The 22,095-nt window shown below is 37.9% G+C and carries 16 protein-coding genes; 7 read left to right on the top strand and 9 right to left on the bottom strand.

Annotated elements, in window-relative coordinates; genetic code table 11:
• Positions 1-106: 106 nt before the first annotated feature.
• Both IV494_RS05015 and ggt read right to left on the bottom strand, forming a co-directional pair.
• The gene (locus tag IV494_RS05015; protein WP_196079048.1) at positions 107-715 is read right to left on the bottom strand and encodes a Crp/Fnr family transcriptional regulator; all 609 of its coding nucleotides are present in this window, start codon (positions 713-715) and stop codon (positions 107-109) included.
• 6 nt (positions 716-721) lie between these two features.
• Entirely contained in the window at positions 722-2,407 is a 1,686-nt protein-coding gene (gene ggt, locus IV494_RS05020) for a gamma-glutamyltransferase (RefSeq protein WP_196079049.1), read from the bottom strand.
• A 222-nt stretch (positions 2,408-2,629) separates the two neighbouring features.
• Between ggt and IV494_RS05025 the strand changes: the two genes are divergently transcribed.
• From IV494_RS05025 to IV494_RS05055, 7 genes are all read left to right on the top strand, one after another.
• The gene (locus IV494_RS05025) at positions 2,630-3,595 is read left to right on the top strand and encodes an NAD-dependent epimerase/dehydratase family protein (RefSeq protein ID WP_196079050.1); all 966 of its coding nucleotides are present in this window, start codon (positions 2,630-2,632) and stop codon (positions 3,593-3,595) included.
• A gap of 5 nt (positions 3,596-3,600) precedes the next feature.
• Positions 3,601-4,353, top strand: a complete 753-nt coding sequence (locus tag IV494_RS05030; RefSeq protein WP_196079051.1) for a polysaccharide deacetylase family protein — start codon at positions 3,601-3,603, stop codon at positions 4,351-4,353.
• A 367-nt stretch (positions 4,354-4,720) separates the two neighbouring features.
• The gene (locus IV494_RS05035; RefSeq protein ID WP_196079052.1) at positions 4,721-6,604 is read left to right on the top strand and encodes a T9SS-dependent choice-of-anchor J family protein; all 1,884 of its coding nucleotides are present in this window, start codon (positions 4,721-4,723) and stop codon (positions 6,602-6,604) included.
• A 130-nt stretch (positions 6,605-6,734) separates the two neighbouring features.
• Complete coding sequence (gene rpsF / locus IV494_RS05040; protein ID WP_039352511.1) at positions 6,735-7,076, top strand: 30S ribosomal protein S6; 342 nt, start codon at positions 6,735-6,737, stop codon at positions 7,074-7,076.
• Positions 7,077-7,103: 27 nt separating this feature from the next.
• Positions 7,104-7,406: a 30S ribosomal protein S18 gene (gene rpsR, locus IV494_RS05045; RefSeq protein WP_039352513.1), complete on the top strand. Its 303-nt coding sequence runs from the start codon at positions 7,104-7,106 to the stop codon at positions 7,404-7,406.
• 143 nt (positions 7,407-7,549) lie between these two features.
• Positions 7,550-8,071 (top strand): 50S ribosomal protein L9, encoded by a 522-nt coding sequence (gene rplI, locus IV494_RS05050; RefSeq protein ID WP_196079053.1) that lies wholly within the window; start codon positions 7,550-7,552, stop codon positions 8,069-8,071.
• Between the two features lie 112 nt (positions 8,072-8,183).
• On the top strand, positions 8,184-9,596 hold the full coding sequence (locus IV494_RS05055; protein ID WP_196079054.1) for a chloride channel protein: 1,413 nt from the start codon (positions 8,184-8,186) through the stop codon (positions 9,594-9,596).
• A 54-nt stretch (positions 9,597-9,650) separates the two neighbouring features.
• Here IV494_RS05055 and IV494_RS05060 read toward each other — a convergent pair whose 3' ends face one another.
• The 7 genes from IV494_RS05060 to IV494_RS05090 all read right to left on the bottom strand — a co-directional run bounded on the left by IV494_RS05060 (position 9,651) and on the right by IV494_RS05090 (position 21,968).
• Entirely contained in the window at positions 9,651-11,171 is a 1,521-nt protein-coding gene (locus IV494_RS05060) for an FMN-binding glutamate synthase family protein (RefSeq protein WP_196079055.1), read from the bottom strand.
• Positions 11,172-11,270: 99 nt separating this feature from the next.
• Positions 11,271-13,598, bottom strand: a complete 2,328-nt coding sequence (gene bglX, locus IV494_RS05065) for a beta-glucosidase BglX (protein WP_196079056.1) — start codon at positions 13,596-13,598, stop codon at positions 11,271-11,273.
• A gap of 267 nt (positions 13,599-13,865) precedes the next feature.
• Positions 13,866-15,236, bottom strand: a complete 1,371-nt coding sequence (locus IV494_RS05070; protein WP_196079057.1) for a glucoamylase family protein — start codon at positions 15,234-15,236, stop codon at positions 13,866-13,868.
• A 25-nt stretch (positions 15,237-15,261) separates the two neighbouring features.
• The gene (locus tag IV494_RS05075; protein ID WP_196079058.1) at positions 15,262-16,653 is read right to left on the bottom strand and encodes a glucoamylase family protein; all 1,392 of its coding nucleotides are present in this window, start codon (positions 16,651-16,653) and stop codon (positions 15,262-15,264) included.
• 48 nt (positions 16,654-16,701) lie between these two features.
• Entirely contained in the window at positions 16,702-17,679 is a 978-nt protein-coding gene (locus tag IV494_RS05080; RefSeq protein ID WP_196079059.1) for a LamG-like jellyroll fold domain-containing protein, read from the bottom strand.
• A gap of 21 nt (positions 17,680-17,700) precedes the next feature.
• On the bottom strand, positions 17,701-19,167 hold the full coding sequence (locus IV494_RS05085) for a RagB/SusD family nutrient uptake outer membrane protein (RefSeq protein WP_196079060.1): 1,467 nt from the start codon (positions 19,165-19,167) through the stop codon (positions 17,701-17,703).
• A 17-nt stretch (positions 19,168-19,184) separates the two neighbouring features.
• Positions 19,185-21,968 carry a SusC/RagA family TonB-linked outer membrane protein gene (locus tag IV494_RS05090; protein WP_196079061.1) on the bottom strand — a complete coding sequence of 928 codons (2,784 nt, stop codon included), beginning with the start codon at positions 21,966-21,968 and terminating at the stop codon, positions 19,185-19,187.
• Positions 21,969-22,095 lie beyond the last annotated feature (127 nt).

Here is a 22,095-nt window from a genome sequence, read left to right on the forward strand (position 1 = left end):
CAACAAAGGCAAGAAATTTTTAATGATTGCTCATTATTCTATTCATCATGTATTCTAGAATCGGTGCAAATGTATCGCACTATTTTCATTTATGACTAAACATTTGTTAATTTACATCATCTTTTATTCTTTCTTTACGAATTCGGGATAAGTGAACAGCAGAAATATTAAGCCAGGATGCGAGATGTTTTAAGGGAACTACATTTAAATAGCGTGAAAAATAACTTTCTATATAATCATAATTCTCGGTTGCTGAATTAAAGCTTATTATATTTCGAAAATTCATCAGTTTCACATAATGTTCCTCCATGATTATTAGTCCAAACAGAGCCCAATCATGATGCTGAATATAAAGCATCATTAATTTATCCCTGTCTATCGTATATATGGTAGAATCTTCGTAGCAACAAATATCACATTTGCTTGGTGTTTGTGTACTAAAACTTTGATACTCTGTAATAAGAGTGCTTTCCTGCTCCAGCCAAATCGTTCTTTCTTCGCCGTCTCGATCCTCAAAATAGCAACGCGTGATTGAATTTTCGCACATAAAAATACCTTTACATATTTCACCTGCTTTCAAAATAAAATCGCCGCTTTTACATTCAAATACCTGAAATTGCTCTAAACCGATTTCTAACATTTCTAAATCGAAATCGGGTTTATAAGCAAGTACTTTTTGCCTTATAAAATCTTTATCTCCTTTATTTTTTATCATAGTAAATTATTCTACTGCGACAGAATCATCGCCGCGTCCGTCTGCAACTGCAACTGCATTTCCTTTTTCATCAATGACGATCATTTCGGTTCTGCCGATTTGAGATTCTCTTTCAATTTTATAATTCATCTTTTCTAAATCTTTGATGGTAGATTCTGGGAAATTCTTTTCAACCATCACGCTTTCAGGAAGCCACTGATGATGAAATTTCGGAGAATTTACGGTCATATTCGGAGTTAACTTAAAATCTAAAACATCAACAATAGATTGATAAACCGAAGTTGGTATCGTAGTTCCACCCGGAGTTCCTACAATAATATTAGGTTTTCCGTTTTTCAAAACAATCGTTGGCGTCATAGAACTCAACATTCTTTTACCGGGTTTAATGGAGTTTGCTTCACCACCAACCGCACCAAACATATTCGGAACCCCAGGTTTTACAGAGAAATCATCCATTTCATTATTCAGGAAAAATCCGGCACCGGAAACGACCACTTTACTTCCGTACAATCCATTTAAGATCGTTGTAACTGCCACTGCATTTCCGTCTTTATCAACGATCGAAATATGAGTGGTTTCTGTAGATTCTTTCGGTTGTGCGATAATTTTCCCTACTTCTGAACTTGGCGTTGCGGCATTTTTATTAAAAGATTTCCATCTGTTTTTTAAGTAATCATCAGAAATTAACATCGCAGTTTGATCTTTAATAAATTCCGGATCACCCATATATTCTGCACGGTCAGCAAATGCGCGGCGTTCTGCTTCTACCATAATTTGAACAGCTTGCGTAGAATTCTGTTGGTATTGATCCAGCTTTTCGAAACCTGCCATTTTTAACATTTGGGCTAGAAGAATTCCGCCACTTGAAGGTAAAGGCATGGCGACGATCTCATTATTTTTGTAATTAAAAGCGAGTGGTTTTCTTTCCACCACTTTGTAATTTTTTAAGTCATTTAAAGTAATGATTCCGTTGCCGCGTTTCATTTCCTGGGCGATGAGTTCTGCAGTTTTTCCTTCATAGAAACCTTTTGCTCCATTTTTCTTGATCAATTTTAAAGTTGCTGCCAATTCTTTCTGAATGAGAATATCGCCTTGTTTCCAGGGAGAAGTTTTTTGAAAAACGGTTTTGCTCTTATTATGTTGATTAAAATATTCCATTTGGTTATTAAGCAAACCGGCTTCTTTTTCTGTGATCGCAAATCCCTGTTCCGCCAGATCAATTGCGGGCTTAATGAGTTTTTCCATGGGTAGTTTTGCATATTTCAAGGTAGCAAAAAATCCTGCAACAGAACCTGGAACGCCAACGGCTAATCTTCCATTTTGGGAAAGGTCGGTATTAGCATTTCCTTTTTTGTCCAGATACATATCTTTTGAAGCCTTTTCCGGAGCTGTTTCGCGGAAATCAATCGTAAATTTTTCGCCATTATTTTTTACGCCAACTAAAAAACCGCCGCCGCCAATATTTCCTGCTTGTGGATAAACAACAGCCAAAGCAAGTTGCGTCGTGATAACAGCATCGTAAGCATTTCCACCCATTTTCATGATTTTTGCGCCTGCTTCACTTGCCAGTGGATGTGCAGAAACAACCAACCCTTTATTTTTAGTGTGAATTTCTTTAACAATATTAATATCGGTGAATTGACCAAAAGAATACTGACAAATAAGGACGAATAGAAAAACAAATTTTTTCATGAATTAAGATTTTATCAAAAGTAATAAAATTGGATGGTTTTGCGAAGATTTTATTTAAAACACGATCTGCGACCCGGCTTGAATGAAGCTCTTTTTGTGGAACGAAGAGGAACAAAAAAGCGGGAATGGAAGACGGAAAAAGTCGCCCAAAAAATTATTTTAAGAATAGTATTTCTTTTAAACTTCTATTTTTCTAAATTTGTGCATCTCAAAAATCAAAATATGGAATCCTACTCGGAAAAAATTCTTATCACCGGTGCTCTTGGACAAATCGGTACTGAACTTACAAACAGACTGGTTGAAATTCACGGCGCAGAAAATGTAGTGGCTTCCGGATTGGACCGATGGGATAAAAACCTTACTTCTGCGGGATTTTATGAGAGAATGGATGTGACGAATACTCAATTGGTGCGTCAGGTTATTAAAGATTACGAAATAACAACAGTTTATCATCTGGCTTCTTTACTTTCCGGGACTTCGGAAAAACAACCGCTTTTTGCGTGGAAATTGAATCTGGAACCTTTGCTGAATTTCTGTGAACTGGCGAAAGAAGGTTTGCTGAAAAAAATCTTCTGGCCAAGTTCTATTGCGGTGTTTGGGAAAGGAATTCCAAAAGAAAATGTAGGTCAGGATGTAGTTTTGAATCCAACAACCGTTTATGGAATTTCTAAAATGGCGGGTGAAAAATGGTGCGAATATTATTTTGACAAATATGGTGTTGATGTTCGAAGTATTCGTTATCCTGGATTAATTTCCTGGAAAACTCCTGCAGGCGGTGGAACGACTGATTATGCGGTCGAAATTTTTTATGAGGCTATCGAAGAAGGAAAATATACAAGTTTTATTTCTGAAAATACAGCGATGCCAATGTTGTATATGGAAGACGCGATCAACGCAACTTTGAAATTAATGGAGGCGCCGAAAGAAAATTTAACGGTTCACACTTCTTATAATTTAGGTGGATTATCTTTCACTCCAAAACAGTTGGCGGAAGAAATTAAAAAGGAGATCCCGGAATTTACGATCGATTACACCACAGATTTCCGACAGGCGATCGCTGATTCCTGGCCGGCTTCGATCGACGATTCGGTCGGTAAAAAAGACTGGAATCTAAGTTATGATTACGATATTTCGGCAATGACAAAAGATATGTTGAAGAATCTTCGTGTGAAACTGGCGGATAAATAATTCTGATGATTCTTTTAACTTTCAACATTATTAACAACAAAAGTGATTTTGAAAAGAATTACGATCTTAATGATGATGAAATCCTAAAAATCACTGAACAAAACACGCTCTCAATTCTGAGAACTCTGGAAAACAATAATGTTCTTGCTACTTTTTTTGTGGAAGTTTCTTTGGTTACGAAGCTGACTCCTTTAATAAAAAAAATAATTGGCAATGGTCATGAGATCGCTTTCTACAATGAGAATTCTTCTTTATCAGAGATCGAAGATGCAAAAAGAAGTATTGAAGAAAACATCGATAAAATCATTCGTGGAATAAGACAAAAAGAAGTTTCCCTTTCAACCGAGGAACTTAAAAAACTGGAATTCACTTACATTTCAAATATAGAGAACGCAGATATTCTTTTTCCGTTTAAGAGGTTGCAAAGAAGTACGCAGATCTTGCAGCAAAGCGGCGTGAGTGTAATCCCGGAGAGCATTTCACCCTACTCCCAAATTCCTTATAACGATTTTGTTTTTCAAGGCGTTCCCCTTCAGTATTATGAAAGTATGGTTTTAGAAACCATTAAAAACGATGATTTTGTTTTGGTTTATTTAAACACGTGGCAATTCACTGATTTCACTAAATTCAAATTCAAAATTCCTTTTTACAGAAAATATAATTCCGGACGAAAAATGAGCGATAAATTGAATGATTTTCTGCAATGGTCCAATAAAGAAGAACTCGCTTTTTCCCGAATTAAGGATTTTATTTTCTAAAGAAATTTTGGACGGGGTGGAATTGATGCGATAACCTTCGCCGGAAATACAAACGGTCTATTCACAAACCGATTCGTAGTTTTCATTGACTGGAATCAAAATGGAAATTTTACCGACGCAAATGAAACCATCGAAATTGCGCAAACAATAAACAAAAGGTCTGTACTATTTACAGGCCTTTCTTATATAAAAGATTTAAGTATTACAGAATAAGATTTATTTTCTACCATTAAATTTCAGTATTTTTTAATTCGCAACGATATCGATGATCTCCTATTTTTTAAAAACATATTTATGGTTTTTATTGTTTTTTAAATAAATATATGGTAGTTTTGAAGGAAGTTTAACCAAATTAAATTATCTTATTATGAAAAAAATTCTACTGATTGCCTCCTTTTTGGCAATTCCTTTCTTGGGAAACTCCCAGATTTTTCAAGAAAATTTCGATGGTAACGGTCCAGGCTTTGCTGCGTGGACATTAATTGACGTAGATGGTCTTATTCATGATCCTGCAGTGACAGATTTTGACGCAGGTGCATGGATCAGAAAAAATCGGGGCGGCCCAATACCAAATTATGGTGGACCTGACAACGATTTTGCTGCGATGAGTTCATCTTGGTATGCACCTCCAGGAACCTCTAATGACTGGCTTATCTCCCCACAAATAACTTTACCGGCAGGAAATGCTTTCCTACAATGGGATTCAAAAGCGCAGGATCTTACCTTTAAAGATGGATACAAAGTAATGTTATCTCCGAACGGTGGAAATACTGTTGCTGATTTTACAGTTCAGTTGTTCACTATTCCGGCAGAAAATTCCGCCTGGACGACCAGAACAGTTAATCTTGATGCATACAAAGGAACTACAGTTCGTATTGCATTTGTAAATAACTCTACTGATATGTTCGTATTGTTGGTAGATAATATTTCTGTGAATCTACAACCAACAGCTCCACCAAACTGCCCTACACTTGTAGCTCCGGCTAATGGTGCAACAGGAATTAACTATTACGTTCCGGTTCCATTATCCTGGGCAGCTTCTACAGGAGCGTCAAGTTATGATGTTTATCTTGGAACAAGCCCAAATCCTACTACCCTATTAGGAAATGTAACTGGTACAAGTACTACTGCGACAGTTTTAGCTGGAACAACTTACTACTGGAGAGTACTCGCTAAAAATACAGCAGGTGCTTCAGTTGGATGTACGGATTTTTCTTTCCAAACTAATCAGGCTCCGACATCGCCACCGAACTGTCCAGCTCTTGTAGCTCCGGCAAATGGTACGGCAAGCGTTGATTATACCGTTCCGGTACCTTTATCCTGGACTGCTTCAGCAGGAGCAACAAGTTATGATGTTTATTTAGGCACCAATGCTAATCCTACAACTTTATTAGGAAATGTAGTTGGAACAAGTACCACTGCACCAGGACTTTTACCTTTAACTACTTACTACTGGAAAGTTCTTGGTAAAAACGAAGCAGGAGCTTCTGTAGGTTGCACTGTGTATTCATTTACAACCGCAGCAAACCCATTCGCACCATATTGCGGACCGTTGGTATTCACTTATAAGGAACCAATAACTTTAGTCAATTTTGCAGGAATTAATAATGTTTCAAGCCCCGCAACAGCAGGAGGAATTGGTCATGAGAATTTCATAAATATCGTCGGAAATGTTAACCAGGGAGGTTCTTATCCTATTACATTGAAAGGAAATACTGATGGACCATACACGAACAGATTTGCAGTATTTATCGACTGGAATCAAAATGGAATTCTTGATGATAACGGCGAATCTTATTTAATCACGCAAACTATTGTAAACTCCACAGGAGTAGATGCAGTACAGGCAGTTCAAACTTTGGCAGTTCCAGCGGGTGCAACCTTAGGAAACACCAGAATGAGAGTTAAAAAGATTTTCGGTACAACAGATTATGCGAATCCATGTTTAGGTGGATCATTTGGACAGGCTGAAGATTACACGATCAATGTTGGAGCAGCTTTAGCAGTAAACGATATGACTAAAAATGCGATTAGAGTTTATCCTAATCCGGTTGTAGATGTTTTAAATATTGAAGCACCATCAAACGTGAAATCAGTATCTGTTTTTGACTTGTCAGGAAAAGCAGTTTCTACCCAAGTTTTAAACGCAGCGAAATCTCAGGTTAATCTTTCGAAATTAGCACCGGGAGTATATATGGTTAATGTTGTAATGGACAACGAAACCAAAACAGTAAAAATTATTAAAAAATAAGTTTTAACTTTTAATACCTAAAGGTCTGCAGCAATGCAGGCCTTTTTTATTTATTTCACTGAAACATTGCGTCTTTGGGAAAAAATTTATATTTTTGCACCTTGAAATAATTAACAAATTAATTAACATTATGAACAATTACGAAACTGTTTTCATTTTAACTCCCGTTCTATCTGATGCTCAGGTGGAGGAAGCAGTAAAAAAGTTTGAAGATTTGCTTAAAGCAAACAATTGCGAAATCGTTGCCAAAGAAAATTGGGGACTTAAGAAATTAGCTTATCCTATTCAATTAAAAAAGAATGGATTCTACACTTTGATCGAATTCAAAGGTGAAGGAACTGTAGTTGCAGATCTAGAAACTGCTTACAAACGTGACGAAAGAGTAATTCGTTACCTTACTACAAAACTTGACAAACATGCGATCGAGTATGCAGTTACAAGAAGAACGAAAGTAAAAACTGCGAAAGTTTAATTTTAACCCTCAAAAAAAAGAAAAGTTATGGCAATAGATGATATGGCAAAACAAGCCTCTGCAGGAGGTGAATCTGAAGTTAGATTTCTAACTCCACTTGACATTAATACAAAAACTGATAAAAAATATTGTAGATTTAAAAAATACGGGATCAAACACGTAGATTATAAAGATGCAAATTTCCTTCTTCAGTTCGTAAACGAACAAGGTAAAATTTTACCAAGAAGATATACCGGAACATCTTTGAAATACCAGAGAAAAGTTTCTTCAGCGATCAAAAGAGCAAGACATTTGGCTATGATGCCTTACGTTGCGGATCTTTTAAAATAAAAACTGCTCTTAGCAATACGCTTTATGCAAAGTGCATATCGCCAAAAAAGTTGCTGAATAATCAATTAATTCTAACGATTTTTAAATAGAAGACCTGGGACTTTATTCTTCATTCTATTTAAATTTAAAAACGGACAACAACAATGCAAATTATACTAAAAACAGACGTAGAAAACTTAGGACTTGAGTTCGATACGGTAGATGTAAAAAACGGATACGCGAGAAATTTCTTATTACCAAAAGGTTTAGGACTTCTTGCAACACCAAAAAACAAAGCAGCTCTAGAAGCAACTTTGGAAGCTAGAAAAGAAGAAGAAGCGAAATTGGTTGCTGCTGCAAACTCAATCGTTGATCAATTGAAGAAAACTAACATTACTATTGCTACGAAAGTAGGGTCTGGTGATAAACTTTTCGGATCGATCAACAATGCTAATCTTTCTGAAGAACTATCTAAAGCTGGTGTTCAGGTTGACAAAAAATACATCAAAATTCCTGGGAATACGATCAAGAGAACTGGTAAAGTAACTGCGATCATCAGACTTCACAGAAATGTAGAACACAATTTCGAATTCGATATTGTTTCTGATGCTCCACCGGTTGTAGCTGCTCCAAAAGCAACTTCAGCTCCGAAAAAAGTTGAAGAAACTCCTGCTGAAGAAGCGTAAGCAATTTGAAAATAAAAAAATAATCCGGTAATTCATTTTACCGGATTTTTTTGGCTTTAAATTCTATACGCAATAATTTTTTTTTAATTTATTAAAGTAATAATTTTGATTTATGCTAAAGATAGTAGATTACCTGCGATACGCGATTAAAAAATCTTTCGACAATCTGCATAATGAAAAACTGAAACATAATTTGTTGCAGGCGATCCCATTTTGGATCGGTTCTTTGATCACCGGATTTTTTGCCGTGATGTATGCGAAAGCTTTTGTTTGGGGAGAAGCGCTGATGAATCTTATATTCGACTGGCATGACTGGATGATTTTCATCATCGCTCCGGTCGGATTTGTGCTTTCCTGGTGGCTTGTTAAAGAATTTGCACCGTACGCCAAAGGAAGTGGCATTCCGCAAGTGATGGCCGCAGTAGAACTGGCGAATCCTAAAGAACATTCTAAAATTCAGAATTTATTAAGCTTAAAAATTATTGTTTTCAAAGTTTTATCGAGTCTTGCATTAATCATTGGAGGTGGTGCAGTTGGGCGGGAAGGGCCTACAATTCAGATCGCCGGCTCAGTTTTTAGGAAAGTCAATGAATACCTTCCCGATTGGTGGCCAAAAATTTCGAAGAAAAATATGATTCTCACCGGTGCTGCAGCCGGACTTTCCGCGGCTTTTAACACGCCTCTGGGTGGAATTGTTTTCGCGGTGGAGGAATTATCAAAAACGCACATTAACTACTTTAAAACCGCTCTTTTTACGGCAGTCATTATTGCAGGTTTAACTTCACAGACTTTAGCCGGTTCCTATCTTTATTTAGGTTATCCAAAAACGTCGAATGTTGGTTTGGGAATTATGTTTCCAGTTATTATGGTTTCGGGAATTGCCGGAATTTTTGCAAGTCAGCTTTCCGTATTGATGCTGAAAATCGGTGCCTGGAATAAAACATTAAAAACAGACAAGCATAAAGTGATCTTTCTCGTTGGATCTGCTTTACTTATTGCTACTCTCGCTTATTTTGTAAACAGAGAAATTTTGGGTTCCGGAAAAAATATTATGGAAAGAACCCTTTTTACCAATGATAAACATGAGGATTGGTACATTCCGTTTTTTAGAATGATCGGTCCAGCTTTATCCTTTACTTCTGGTGGAGCCGGCGGAATTTTCGCACCTGCTCTATCGGCTGGAGCAAGTATTGGTTCCGTAATTTCAGGCTGGATCCATTTATCACCCAATGAAACAAACGTGGTTATTTTAGCCGGAATGGTGGCATTTCTTACAGGTATTACAAGAGCACCGTTTACATCTGCAATTATTGTTTTGGAGATGACCGACCGCCACTCATTGATCTTTCATCTGATGCTTGCGGGAATGGTTTCTACGCTTATTTCTTCGATGGTGAGCAAAAGATCACTGTATGATTATTTAAAGATCGCTTACTTAGAAGAACTGCGCACTGAGGAAGAAAATGCAGATGAAAAGAAAAGAGAAAAAGAAAGTGAGGACGAGGAAAATGAAAAGAACTTTTAATAAAAAATCCCCAGAAATTCTAGAATTCCTGGGGATTTTTATAAGATCGAAAAATTAATATTTCATTGTGTGCTCTTTTACATTTCCTAAAATATCAGGGAAATAAAGATCAGAAAGATGCTCAAATTCATCACCTCTCATAAACATGCTTGCATCAACTTCATCGTAAGAGCTTTTTCCGGCAGCACCGATCAACTCATTACAAGTGTGAAGCGTATTTTTGTGGAAGTGATACACTCTTTCGCTTTTATCAGTTACATCTAAACCTTTGATCAACATCTTATCCTGTGTTGCAACTCCCGTCGGACAATTGTTCGTATTACATCTCAAAGCCTGAATACAGCCGAGTGCGAACATAAATCCTCTCGCATTGTTGCACATATCTGCACCCATTGCGATGGCTCGTAAAATATCGAGGGAAGTCAAAACTTTTCCACTTGCAATCACACGAACTTTATCCCGAACATTAAAAATATTTAAAGTTCTGTTGACAAAGATCAAAGCAGGCTCCAAAGGCATTCCTACTCCATCAGAAAATTCCGGTGGCGCTGCTCCAGTTCCTCCTTCTGCTCCATCAATGGTAATAAAATCGGGATAAATTTTCAGAACATTCATTTGTGCACAAATTTCTTCAAATTCTCTCGTATCTCCGATACATAATTTAAATCCAACAGGTTTTCCGCCAGATAGTTCTCTTAACTGCTGTACGAATCTCAATAATCCAGGTGCATCAGAAAAAGATGAATGCGACGGCGGGGAAATAATGGTAATTCCGGGTTGAACGTGTCGAATTTTAGCAATTTCAAGGGTGTTTTTAGCACCTGGTAAAACTCCACCATGACCAGGTTTTGCACCTTGAGAGATTTTAATCTCAATCATTTTAACACTTGGCAGTGAAGCATTTTTCTTAAAAATTTCCGGAGAAAATTTACCTTCCTCATCTCTACATCCAAAATATCCGGTTCCAATTTGCCAACACAGATCGCCACCCTCTAAGTGATATGGAGAAATTCCCCCTTCACCGGTATTGTGATAAAAATTTCCTTTTTTCGCCCCTTTGTTCAGGGACATTTGAGCGCGGTCACTCAAAGAACCAAAACTCATTGCAGAAATATTAAATAAAGAAGCGTGGTATTTTTGCGTACACTGTTCGCCTCCTACCCAAACTCTCGGTAATTCTTCGTTCGGTGATTTTGCGTAAATGGAATGTTTAATTCCCTCGTATTTTCTTTGGTTCACTTCGAGTTGTGTACCAAACGGAACGGTATCACTGATGTTTTTCGCACGTCGATAAACAGCAGACCGCTGATTTCTTGGGAAAGGTTTTCCATCAGTTTCTCTTTCGATAAAATATTGCTGCATCTCCGGAGAAATTCCTTCAAAGAAATACCGGAAATAACCAATAACAGGAAAGTTCCTAAGGATTGCGTGTTTAGATTGCGTTACATTATAAATTCCTAAAGCATAGATTGCGGTCAATAAAATTGGAATCCAATAGTGGGCTCTGATGAGCAGTGAAACCGCCCAAACCGCTACTAAAATTACAATACCCCAACGAATGAATTTGTCTCTCATTACAAAATTTTTATATATTTTGTCCAAATTTAGCAATAATAAACCGAGTAAAAAAACCGCTTTCGATAATTGAAAACGGCTTTGATCAAGTTGTTACATTTATTTATTCCACGTAATTTTTGTTCGTTGCACCTCATCGGAATTGGTACCGATCATGATGTCAAAATCCCCTGATTCCCAATCATAAATCAAGGAACTGTTATAAAATTTCAGATCTTCGGGAGTAATATTAAACGTTACTTTTTGACTTTCTCCTTTTTTAAGGAAAACTTTTTGAAAGCCTTTCAGTTCTTTTACAGGTCTTGTTATGCTACCGACTAGGTCCCGAATATACAACTGAACAACCTCTGCACCGTCAAAATTCCCAGAATTAGTAACTGTAACTGAAGCTTGGAGCGTTTGATTTCCTTTCAGATCACTAGTTGAAACGGACATATCGCCGTATTTAAACTGCGTATAACTGAGTCCAAAACCGAAGGGATAAAGCGGAGTGTTGCACTCATCCATAAAGTTGGATTTAAATCTTTCGTATTCACATTTCTCCGTTTTTTCCGGGCTCAAAGGTCTTCCTGTATTTTTATGATTATAATAAAGAGGAATCTGGCCCAAACTTCGTGGGAAAGTCACCGGCAATTTTCCGGAAGGATTTATTTTCCCAAAAAGGACGTCGGAGATTGCATTTCCGGCTTCAGTGCCAGAAAACCATACATTTAAGATCGCATCAGGAACGTCTTTCACATTGGTCAACGCCAAAGGTCTTCCCGTGAAAAGAACCATTGCGATTGGCTTTCCTGTTTTCTTCAGTTCATTTAACAGATCAACTTGTGACTGCGGAATATCGATATGAGTTCTCGACGAAGATTCACCGCTCATTTCTGCTGATTCCCCAATTGCTAGGATGATGACGTCGGCTTTGTTTGCAACATCTACCGCTTCTTTTAATAAAATTTCTTTCGAACGGTTGTCCCGATCTGTTAATTTTCCGTGGGCTGCATAAATATTTTCAAGTTTTTCACTGTAATCAATATTGGATCCTTTTGCCGAAATAAATTGAACATCTTTACCAAAATTATCCTGAAGACCTTTCATCAAAGAAACAGAATTAGCATGTTTCGCACCGACACTCCATGTTCCTGCCATATTGAGGGAATTGTTAACCAAAGGACCGATCACGGCGATGGTTCCTCTTGCTTTCAACGGTAAAACCTGTTTGTCGTTTTTCAATAAAACCATAGATTGTGCTGCTGTATTTCTTGCAATATTTCGATTCTCCTGGCTGTACACTTCTTTTGCTGCCCATTTCGGATCTCCGTACTGGTAAGGGTTTTCAAAAAGACCTAGATCATATTTTGCTTCCAGAATTCTCCTGGTTGCCTCATCGATCGTAGCTTGCGAAACTTTTCCGTCATCCAGAGATTTTTTTAAAGTGGTCAAAAATCCTTCTCCAACCATATCCATATCAACCCCCGCATTTAATGCCAATGCGGAAACCTGCTGCAAATCTCCCATTCCATGATCGATCATTTCATTGATGCCCGTATAATCTGACACTACGAAACCTTTGAAACCCCACATGTTTCGTAAAACATCGGTTTGAAGCCATTTATTTCCCGTCGCCGGAATTCCATCGACCTCATTGAAGGAAGCCATCACGGAACCAACTCCCGCATCAATTGCGGCTTTGTAAGGCTGGAAATATTCATTAAACATTCTGATGCGACTCATGTCAACGGTGTTATAATCTCTTCCCGCTTCACCTGCTCCGTACAGTGCAAAATGCTTCACACACGCCATGATGGTATTTTTCAGGGATAAATCTTTTCCCTGATAACCGTAAACCATGGCTTTTGCGATCTCACTTCCGAGATAAGGATCTTCGCCGGAACCTTCAGAGATCCTGCCCCATCTTGGTTCGCGGGAAATATCGGTCATAGGAGAAAATGTCCAGGAAATCCCATCGGAAGCTGCTTCATTTGCGGCGACTCGTGCAGATTGCTGAATAAGTTTCATATCCCAGGAAGCAGCTAAACCTAATGGAATCGGGAAATTGGTTTCATAGCCGTGAATAACATCCATGCCGAAAATCAAGGGGATTTTTAAACGGCTTTTTTCCACGGCAACTTTTTGTACGGCCTGAATTTTTTCAGCGCCTTTGATATTAAAAAGTCCGCCGACTAGACCATCTTCTATTTTTTTGCCGATATTAGAACTTTGAGCTTGTCCCGTAGTGAAATCTCCTGCACTTGGAAGATTGAGTTGGCCAATTTTTTCCATCAAGGTCATCTTGGAGAGAAGTGCCTCTACAAAAACTTTTTTCTTGGCTTTATAAGAATCTGTTTGATAAGACTGAACAGATCTTGTTACGATTTCCTGCGCAAAAATGGCGGTTGAAAATGCCACTGCTGCGATAAACATCAGTTTCTTCATTTTATTTCTTTTTACTTTTTATCTAAATTATATTTTCGAAAACATCTTTTCCTATAATTACGGATAGAACCGGAAGTTATGATTGTCCTGGGAAAATGATACTCCATCTACTTGTTCGCTTTTCTAATTTAATGTTCATCATTTAATTTTTAATAATGATTTCCTAGCCCCGATCGCAACGGCATCCTTTTTCTTTTTTCAGCGGTGGATAAAGCGGTGGGAAAAGAAAAAGATATAGTGGAGAGCGGGAAATAGCTTCAAAAAAACCTACTTATATTTCGTTGATTTGAAATCTAACTTCTTTAAACCGTTCTTAATTTCGGGGGCGTTCATAAATAATTTCCAGAGTAATCCTGTTCTGTAATTTTCGATCATTGGGGAAATTGTTCCCTGATCGATGGCTAAATATCTCGGCGTAAACCAGTTTCCATAATTGATAGAAGTTGCATCGTAAGGACCTGCGGAACCGATAAATTGCGGTTTCTGCGTGTAAATAAATCTTAAAAAATCCATCGATTCTTTTGGGGTGTAGGGAAAACTGCTTAGAGCTGCGGTTGGATTGATGACGCCGTTATCGTTTATGGGCGAATGTGCGGTGTAACCGGTGGAACCGTCTTCATTTCTGGTATATCCGGCGGAAAGTCCCCAGTAATTTGGACCGTAACCTTTGAATTTTTTAGGATTTTCGACGCAATATTGGTAATCAATAAGGACGTGATTTCTGTTTAAGTCAAAATAATTGGAAATATTTTTATCGGATAAACCTGTAGGATCCAAACCCAGGTAAGAATATTGCGCCCAAAAAAGTGGACCGCCATATTCCTCGGACCCATTGTGTTTTACGTAAAGGGGCAAATTGTATTTTTTATGAGCGGTGAGATATTGTCCGTTCCTTGTAAAACCATTGTAATACGTTTCGGCATCGATCGGGAAAGTGGGCGACGACGCTGCTAAAATATAGGTAATTAAAGTTTCGTCATAACCTCTCAAAGGAAAATTCATTTCCCAGCCATAATTTGGGGACCAATGCCAGTAGAGAACCTTTTCGCCGCCTTTGGTATACCAGTTCCACTCTACTCCTTTCCACAGATCATCCATTTTTTTTGCGAGAATTTTTTCGTCGGGACTTCCATTCTTAAAATATTCGCGAACGGTAAGAATTCCCTGGACTAAAAATGCTGTTTCAACCAGGTCGCCGCCATTGTCTTTTTTGCCGAAAGGAACTGTTTTTCCGGTTTCGCCATTGATCCAATGGGACCAAGCTCCGTGATGACGGTCAGCTTTTGCGAGAAAATCTGCCATTGTTGTTAGTCTTTTCACGGCTTCTTTCCGTGGAATAAAATTTCTGTCAACTCCTGCTAAAATGGTCATTAATCCAAATCCGGAACCGCCTGTTGTAATAATATTTTTATCATTCTGTGGGTAAATATTATCTTCATGATATCTTTCGCGTCCCAACATGGAATGAGGTTCGGCAAAATCCCAGAAATATTTTAAAGCATCTTGTTGTACTTTATCCATGAGTTGTTCATCTGTGAAAACTGGAATTTTTTTAGATTTTGAATAAGAGATCGAATTGGTTGTACAAGAAACCAACAAAGCAGAAAATAATATTGAAAAGCTAAAAAATTTAAGCATGAAAAATTTTTGAGTGTAAGTAAATTTAAAATCCGTATTGCGTGGAATGAAACCCTAATTTAATCAATCCTGCTTTAACATCGGGTGCATTCATAAATAAATTCCAGAGGAATGCGGATTTATAATTTTCGATCATCGGAGAAACCGGACCTTGATCAATGGCTAAATATCTTGGCGTAACCCAATTGTACTGCATCGAATAAGCATCATAAGGACCTGCAACACCGATATATTTTGAATAATTTTCGTTGTATAGAAACCTTAAATAATTCATACTTTCTGTCGGAGTATAAGGATAATCTGAAATCGCTGCGGTGGGCGAAATTACTCCAAGATCATTGTTTGGTTGATGCGCTGAATAACCTGTACTTCCATCGGAATTCCTACTGTAACTTGCGGTTAAACCCCAATTCTTTGCACTGTAGCCATTCCAGCCTTTTGGATTTGCGACGCAGTATTGATGCATTATTTTTGCGTGATTGGTGGTAACATCTCCGTAATTTACGTACTCATCTGAAAGTCCACGCGGATCTAAACCTAAAAAAGAATAGTGCGAAAAAAACATAGGTCCAACTGTTCCAGCGGCTCCGTTATGATTGACGACCAAAGGAATTCCGTATTGGGAACCAGACGATTTTATGGCTCCATTTCTTGCCCAGCCTTGTTGATAAACTGTTTTATCAATGGAATAATTTGGTGATGCCGCAGCAAGGATATAAGTCAACATCGTTTCATCATAACCCTGCAATTTGAGATTGATCTGGAAATTATAATTTGGAGACCAATGCCAATACAAAACATTCTGATCTTGGGTGTACCAGTTCCATTCGACCCCTTTCCACAAGGCATCTGCTTTTTGACTTAATGCAATTTCCTGAGGATCTGCACTAGATTTGAAATATTCGCGAACACAAATTAAGCCTTGAACCAGAAAAGCAGTTTCAACGAGATCGCCGCCATTATCTAAAGTCCCAAAAGGAATTACATTTCCGGTAGTCCCATCGATCCAATGAGACCAGGCTCCGTGAAAACGATTAGCATTTTGCAAAAAATTGAGTGCAGTACTTAATCTGGAAACGGCTTCTGCGCGAGGAACATAACCATTTTTGATTCCAACAAGGATTGTCATTAATCCAAAACCTGATCCTCCTGTGGTGACAACATTTGCATCCTGACCGGGATTATCGGTATGATAACGCTCTCTGGCTAATTTGGAATTGACTTCAGCGTAATCCCAAAAATATTTGGTCACGTCTTTTTGAGTCATTTCTATGATTTGGGCGTCGGTGTAAATGGTATTTGTGGGAGGTTCTGTACCGCCACCTCCGATTGGAGTTCCACCGCTTTTTGGTGTTGAATCACGGGAACATGAAACAACCAAAACTGCGACGATCAATAACTGGATTAAATTTTTCATTTGACTTTATATGAAAAGAACCACCTTTCGATGGCTCTTATTAAGAGTTTATCTGTTGTCTTTCTCGAGTTTGTAAAGCGCGATCACATCTGAACTTTTCAAAGCCGTATTATAAATTCTGAATTCATCGAGCATGCCCGCATAACTCGTGGCCCAATCTTGCGCAGAGCCATTATTCAAAGGAGGAATAGTTTGAAACTGATGATTGCCCAGAACTGCTTTTCCATTGGTTCCTGTTAATTGAATTTCACCATAACCTGGAGCACCATTAGGATTATTTAATCCACCGGGATTATCGGCGAACCATTTTGCAGAACCAGTTACGCCTTCATCAGGTGCATAAGCAAAACCTGTTAAGTTAGATGCAGGCTCACCATTTAAATAACAACTAACAAGACTCGTCACTGGATCGTAAGAAATTGTTATATGCATCCATTTATTTTTATTTCCATCGATATTCATCATGATACTCTGCCCTTTCCATTGAACTGCAGATCTGCCGTTTTCTACAGAAAGTTTTAAGCGAATTCTATCAGGTTTTGTATTGTCTGGATTTTCAATAAAAATATTAATTCCACCCCAAAATTCCGTTGGTCTCACGATAGAAAAAATTCCCTGTGCACCTTTTCCCTGTCCTGGTATTGCGGGATCTACTGTGTTTGCACTGTTCATCCAAAAAGATATCGTAAAAGCATTTAATTTAGTTATTGCCTGCGAAACATTTTCAACGGAATATCTCATTTGAGAATCTGAACCATTATAGGCTTGACCTTTTGCACCTTGAGTGTACGCAACCATCACGGGTGCAGGGGAAGTCATATTATTAAATTTATCCTGCAAGTCTCCTTCGAAACTTAATTTTGTAATCAAATTACCGGAAGCGATATCATCTGAATTTGTATACCCTCCAATGGCTGCGTAAGGAACTGGAAGATTTTCCCGATCGATACTGTCTTCACAACTCAGTGTAACTGCACCCAAGAGGAATGCGACACCAATATATTTAAATAAATTTCTATTTTTCATTGTAGATCATTTTTTAGAAAATTAATATCCTGGATTTTGTGCAGATAAACCTTTGGCTTCAGTAATAAAAGAACTCGGCAACGGAAAGACTTCATGTTTACCTACTATAAATGTTTTTCCATCTGCGGCCATGGCAGCAGCAGCTTGTCCGGTTCGTACGATATCAAACCAACGATCGTGTTCGAAGGCCAGTTCTAATCTTCTTTCTTTCCAAATTGCTACTCGTACATCTGCCTGTGAAACTGCTGGTGTATCTGCTAACGCTGCTCTGGTTCTCACCTGATTTAAAAAAGGTATTGCTGCACCAGTTTGTCCCAGTTCATTCATTGCTTCAGCTTTCATTAATAAAACTTCTGCATATCTTAAATATCGGATATTGGCATCAGAATCATCATCTCCGCTGAAGGCAGAGGAATATGCTTTGTAATTATAGTAAGGGTTATCGACCGTGCTCGGAACTACTCTACCATCATATAAAGTAGAATTTCTAAAAATGATGGTCGCATTTCTTCTTACTGTATCTCCTGCTGCATTATAAGCATCTACCAGGTTTTGTGAGGGAGTATTAAAACCCCAACCCCAACCGCCGTTGCCACGTGCGCCCTGAGTCTGAGAATATTGTTGAATTCCCGGCTGATTAAAACCTCCTTTTCCCTGAATTTCAAAAATTGATTCCTGGTTATTTTCGCCTGAGATTTTATAAATATCCTGAAAATTTGGAGTTAAAGAATAACCAACGACCAAATTACAGTTATCGACAACCTGTTGCCATTTTTTTTGATAAAGTGAAACTTTTGCAAGCAATGCATAAGCTGCTCCTTTTGAGGCGCGTCCGGCATTAGCGCCAGAATAAGCAGATTTATCGGGTAAAACCATTATGGCATCCTTAAGATCTTTTTCAATAAAGGTGTAAACTTCTTCCTTCGATTTTTTTGTTAAGGTCATAATTCGGTCTGCATCATTACCAGCAACAGGAACATGGTCCAGAACCGGAACGCCGCCAAATGAACGAACTAAAGTGAAGTAGGAAAAAGCACGCAAAAATTTAGCTTCTCCGGCAAGCCTTTCGCGCAAAGCAGGATCTGCATTTGTGAGTTGAGGTAAGTAAACAAGAGCTTGATTTGCACGGTTGATCACCTGAAAATTACCTTCGAAAACATCTCTGAAAGAAGGTGTTGTCGCAGTGAAGTTCAAAGCATCTAATATATCTTTATCTAAACCTGTATCTCCGGGAGAGGAGCCTTTGTCGGCATCATCACTTGTAATACTGCTTACGCCGATCCAGGGAAATGAACTGATATTAAAATCTAAGAATTTTGCATAGGTTGCAGTTACAAAGCTTTCTGCACCCGCATTGTTATTGAGTAATGCAAGATCTGTAGTAGAAACAAATTCTGTGGGCTTTACGTCTAAGAAATCATCGCTACAACTCTGATTCAGAACTGCGAGCGACATTATCGCCGATAATAATATGATATTTCGTTTCATAATGATTGTTTTTAATTTTAAAATTTAATATTCAAACCGAATAAAAACGACCGAAGCGTTGGATAAGCATCAAGTTCGATCCCGGGAGAACGGTAAGGATTTCCATCACCATTTAATTCAGGTGAAAATCCTGTGAATTTTTGGGTGATAAAAGGATTTAAGGAACTCACATAAAACCGAAGCGAACTGATATATTCAACTGGTTTTGATAGTGAATATCCTAAAGTAATGCTGTTTATTCTGAAAAAATCACCAGACTCTAAATAATAATTAGAGGCGATAGGGACTGTATTTGACGGTGCTGGATTTCCTGCATTTAAATTTCCCGGACCTGCATAATTAGTAGCAACGCTGTATTCTATATTTTCGTCAACAAAACGCTGCGCTTTTTTACCGTTGTATACACTGAAACCATATGCCCCGTAACCGCTTACAGAAAAATCTATGTTTTTGTAATTGAGATCGATATTTACACCCATTGTTGATGTGGGAATGTATGATCCAAAATATTTTCTGTCTTTCTCGTCATTGCTTCCGGTTTGACCGTTTCCATTGGTATCGGTATAGGTGAAATTACCGTTTGCATCATAACCGGAAACTTCCCAGAGATAAAAACTGCCTAAAGGCTGACCAACACTCTCTGAACTAAAATATTTCGTGAATTGCCCATTTCCTAAATCACCACCGCGAATCGGACTGATATTAACATCGGAAATAGCATCTAAATTATTTTTATTGTTTGAATAATTTGCACCCAGTGAGTAAGACCAATTTTCACCGATTTTATCTTTCCAGCTTAATGAGATTTCATACCCTTTGTTAGAAACTTGTCCTAACTGGGCAAAACCTTCAGTAGAAATCCCCGTCGGACTGCTTGGTAATAAAGCCAAGATAATATTCTTCGTTTTTTTATCATATAAATCTACAGATCCGGAAAGTCGTCTGTTAAATAATTCAAAATCAATTCCACCACTGGTTTCCTCCGTAATTTCCCAGGTTAAATTGGGGTCGATTATTTTATTGATCGTGTTTCCGTTTGAGTTAGATCCGCCGCCAAAAGAATAGTTATAACCTGTTCCCGAAGCAAAAGGTAAGATGTTTAAAGGAACATTTTGATTTCCTAATCTTCCCCATCCTGCTCTTAATTTAAGTAGATTCAAAACACTTATATCTTTTAAAAAACTTTCTTCAGAAATAACCCATCCTGCTCCAAATGAAGGGAAATTCCCCCATTTATTACCGTTTGTGAATTGTGAGGAACCATCTCTTCTGAAGGTTGCAGTTAATAAATATCGGTTCATCAATTTATATTGCGCTCTTGCAAAATAAGACAGTGTTCTGTTTTCATTTTGATTTACACTTTCAAGATTTACCAGATCCGGATTTGCATAATTAGTTCCAGCGACATCCCAGTAATTTTGAACCGCAAGCACATTATTTCTTACAAGACTTAATCTGTTAGTACCATCTTTAACGGTAGTTTCGGTACCAACAGTTGCCTCAACATCATGTATTTCAGCAAATTTTTTATTGTACGTTAAATAATTAGTCAATGACCAGTTGTAATAATCTTCTTTGGTATTTGATAATCTGTTTGTAAAACCTGGAGGATTTTCTCCCAGTAATCTAACGCCATTATCATATGCATAAGCTTTAAAATCATAAAACTCCCCTGAAAATTGTGAAGTGAATTTTAAATCTTTATAAATGTTCATATCTAATTTCAATCCGCCCTGTAATTGAAGAGATTTTGACCGCTCGTTGTTCAGTTCTAGCTGTGCAAGTGGATTACCAACGTTATTAAATTTAGACCCGGTTTGACTGGCGAAACCATTTGCACCCACGAAAGAAACTCCATAAGTTCCATCCGGGAAAAATACAGGTACAATTGGTGACTGTTTATAGGCTGTAGTAAATGCTCCCAAAGGTTTTGGTGTATTGTTCACAAAAGCCACACTTAATGTCTGTGTCAACGTGATCTTCTTTGCAATTTTGAACTCATTATTCGTACGAACGGTGGTTCTGTTGTAATCGCTTCCTTTTAAGATCGACTTTTCATCATAATTACTTAAACTCAAAAAATATTTTGCACCTTCTCCGGAACCGGAGATTGAAATATTGTGTTGATTATAAGTTCCAACTCGCGTAATTGTTTTGAACCAATCTGTATTTACGGGTTGATCCTGGGAATATTTTGTACTTCCCAAAGCGGTATTGCTGTAATTAGCAAATAGATTGCTTCCCGCCATTTTAACTTTTTTGAGAGGAACTCTGACGCCTGTAAATCCGTCGTACTCTATTCTAATTTTTCCTTTCCCGGATTTCGTGGTGATGATTACAACACCGTTTGCGCCTCGGTTACCATAAATTGCCAATGCAGAAGCATCCTTCAAAATATCATAAGTCAAAATATCATTGGAGTTGATATTGCCGATGCCATCTACAAATAAACCGTCTACGACATATAAGGGGTTTCGTCCAGATAAGACCGTTCCTAAACCTCTGATCAAAATGGTTGGAGCCGCTCCAGGTAAATCAGATGCAGTTACCTGCACTCCGGCTGCTTTTCCCTGTATTGCCTGGGTTGCATTCAGCACCTTGGTCTTCATTAATTCTTCTGAATTGATGGAACTTATGGCAGTTGTATTATCAACTTTTTTCCGCGTTCCGTAACCAATCATTACCACCTCCTCAATCTGCTGTGTTTTCAGGGTGTCTTTCGGAGTTTCCTGCGCGCTTACATTCATACCGAAGTATAATGCAGCAATCAGGCAGGGAAACTTTAAGTTACTGTGTTTCATATGATCGTTTTATAGTTATAAGTCATTTATAATAAGATGGTTAGTCCTTTATTGAATCAAAGTTAGATAATAAAACAATACAATGTTAAAAAAAACTTAATTTATTTTAAAATTTTGTTAAAACACA

The sequence above is a fragment of the Kaistella gelatinilytica genome (assembly GCF_015679325.1).
GTDB classification, from domain to species: Bacteria; Bacteroidota; Bacteroidia; order Flavobacteriales; family Weeksellaceae; genus Kaistella; species Kaistella gelatinilytica.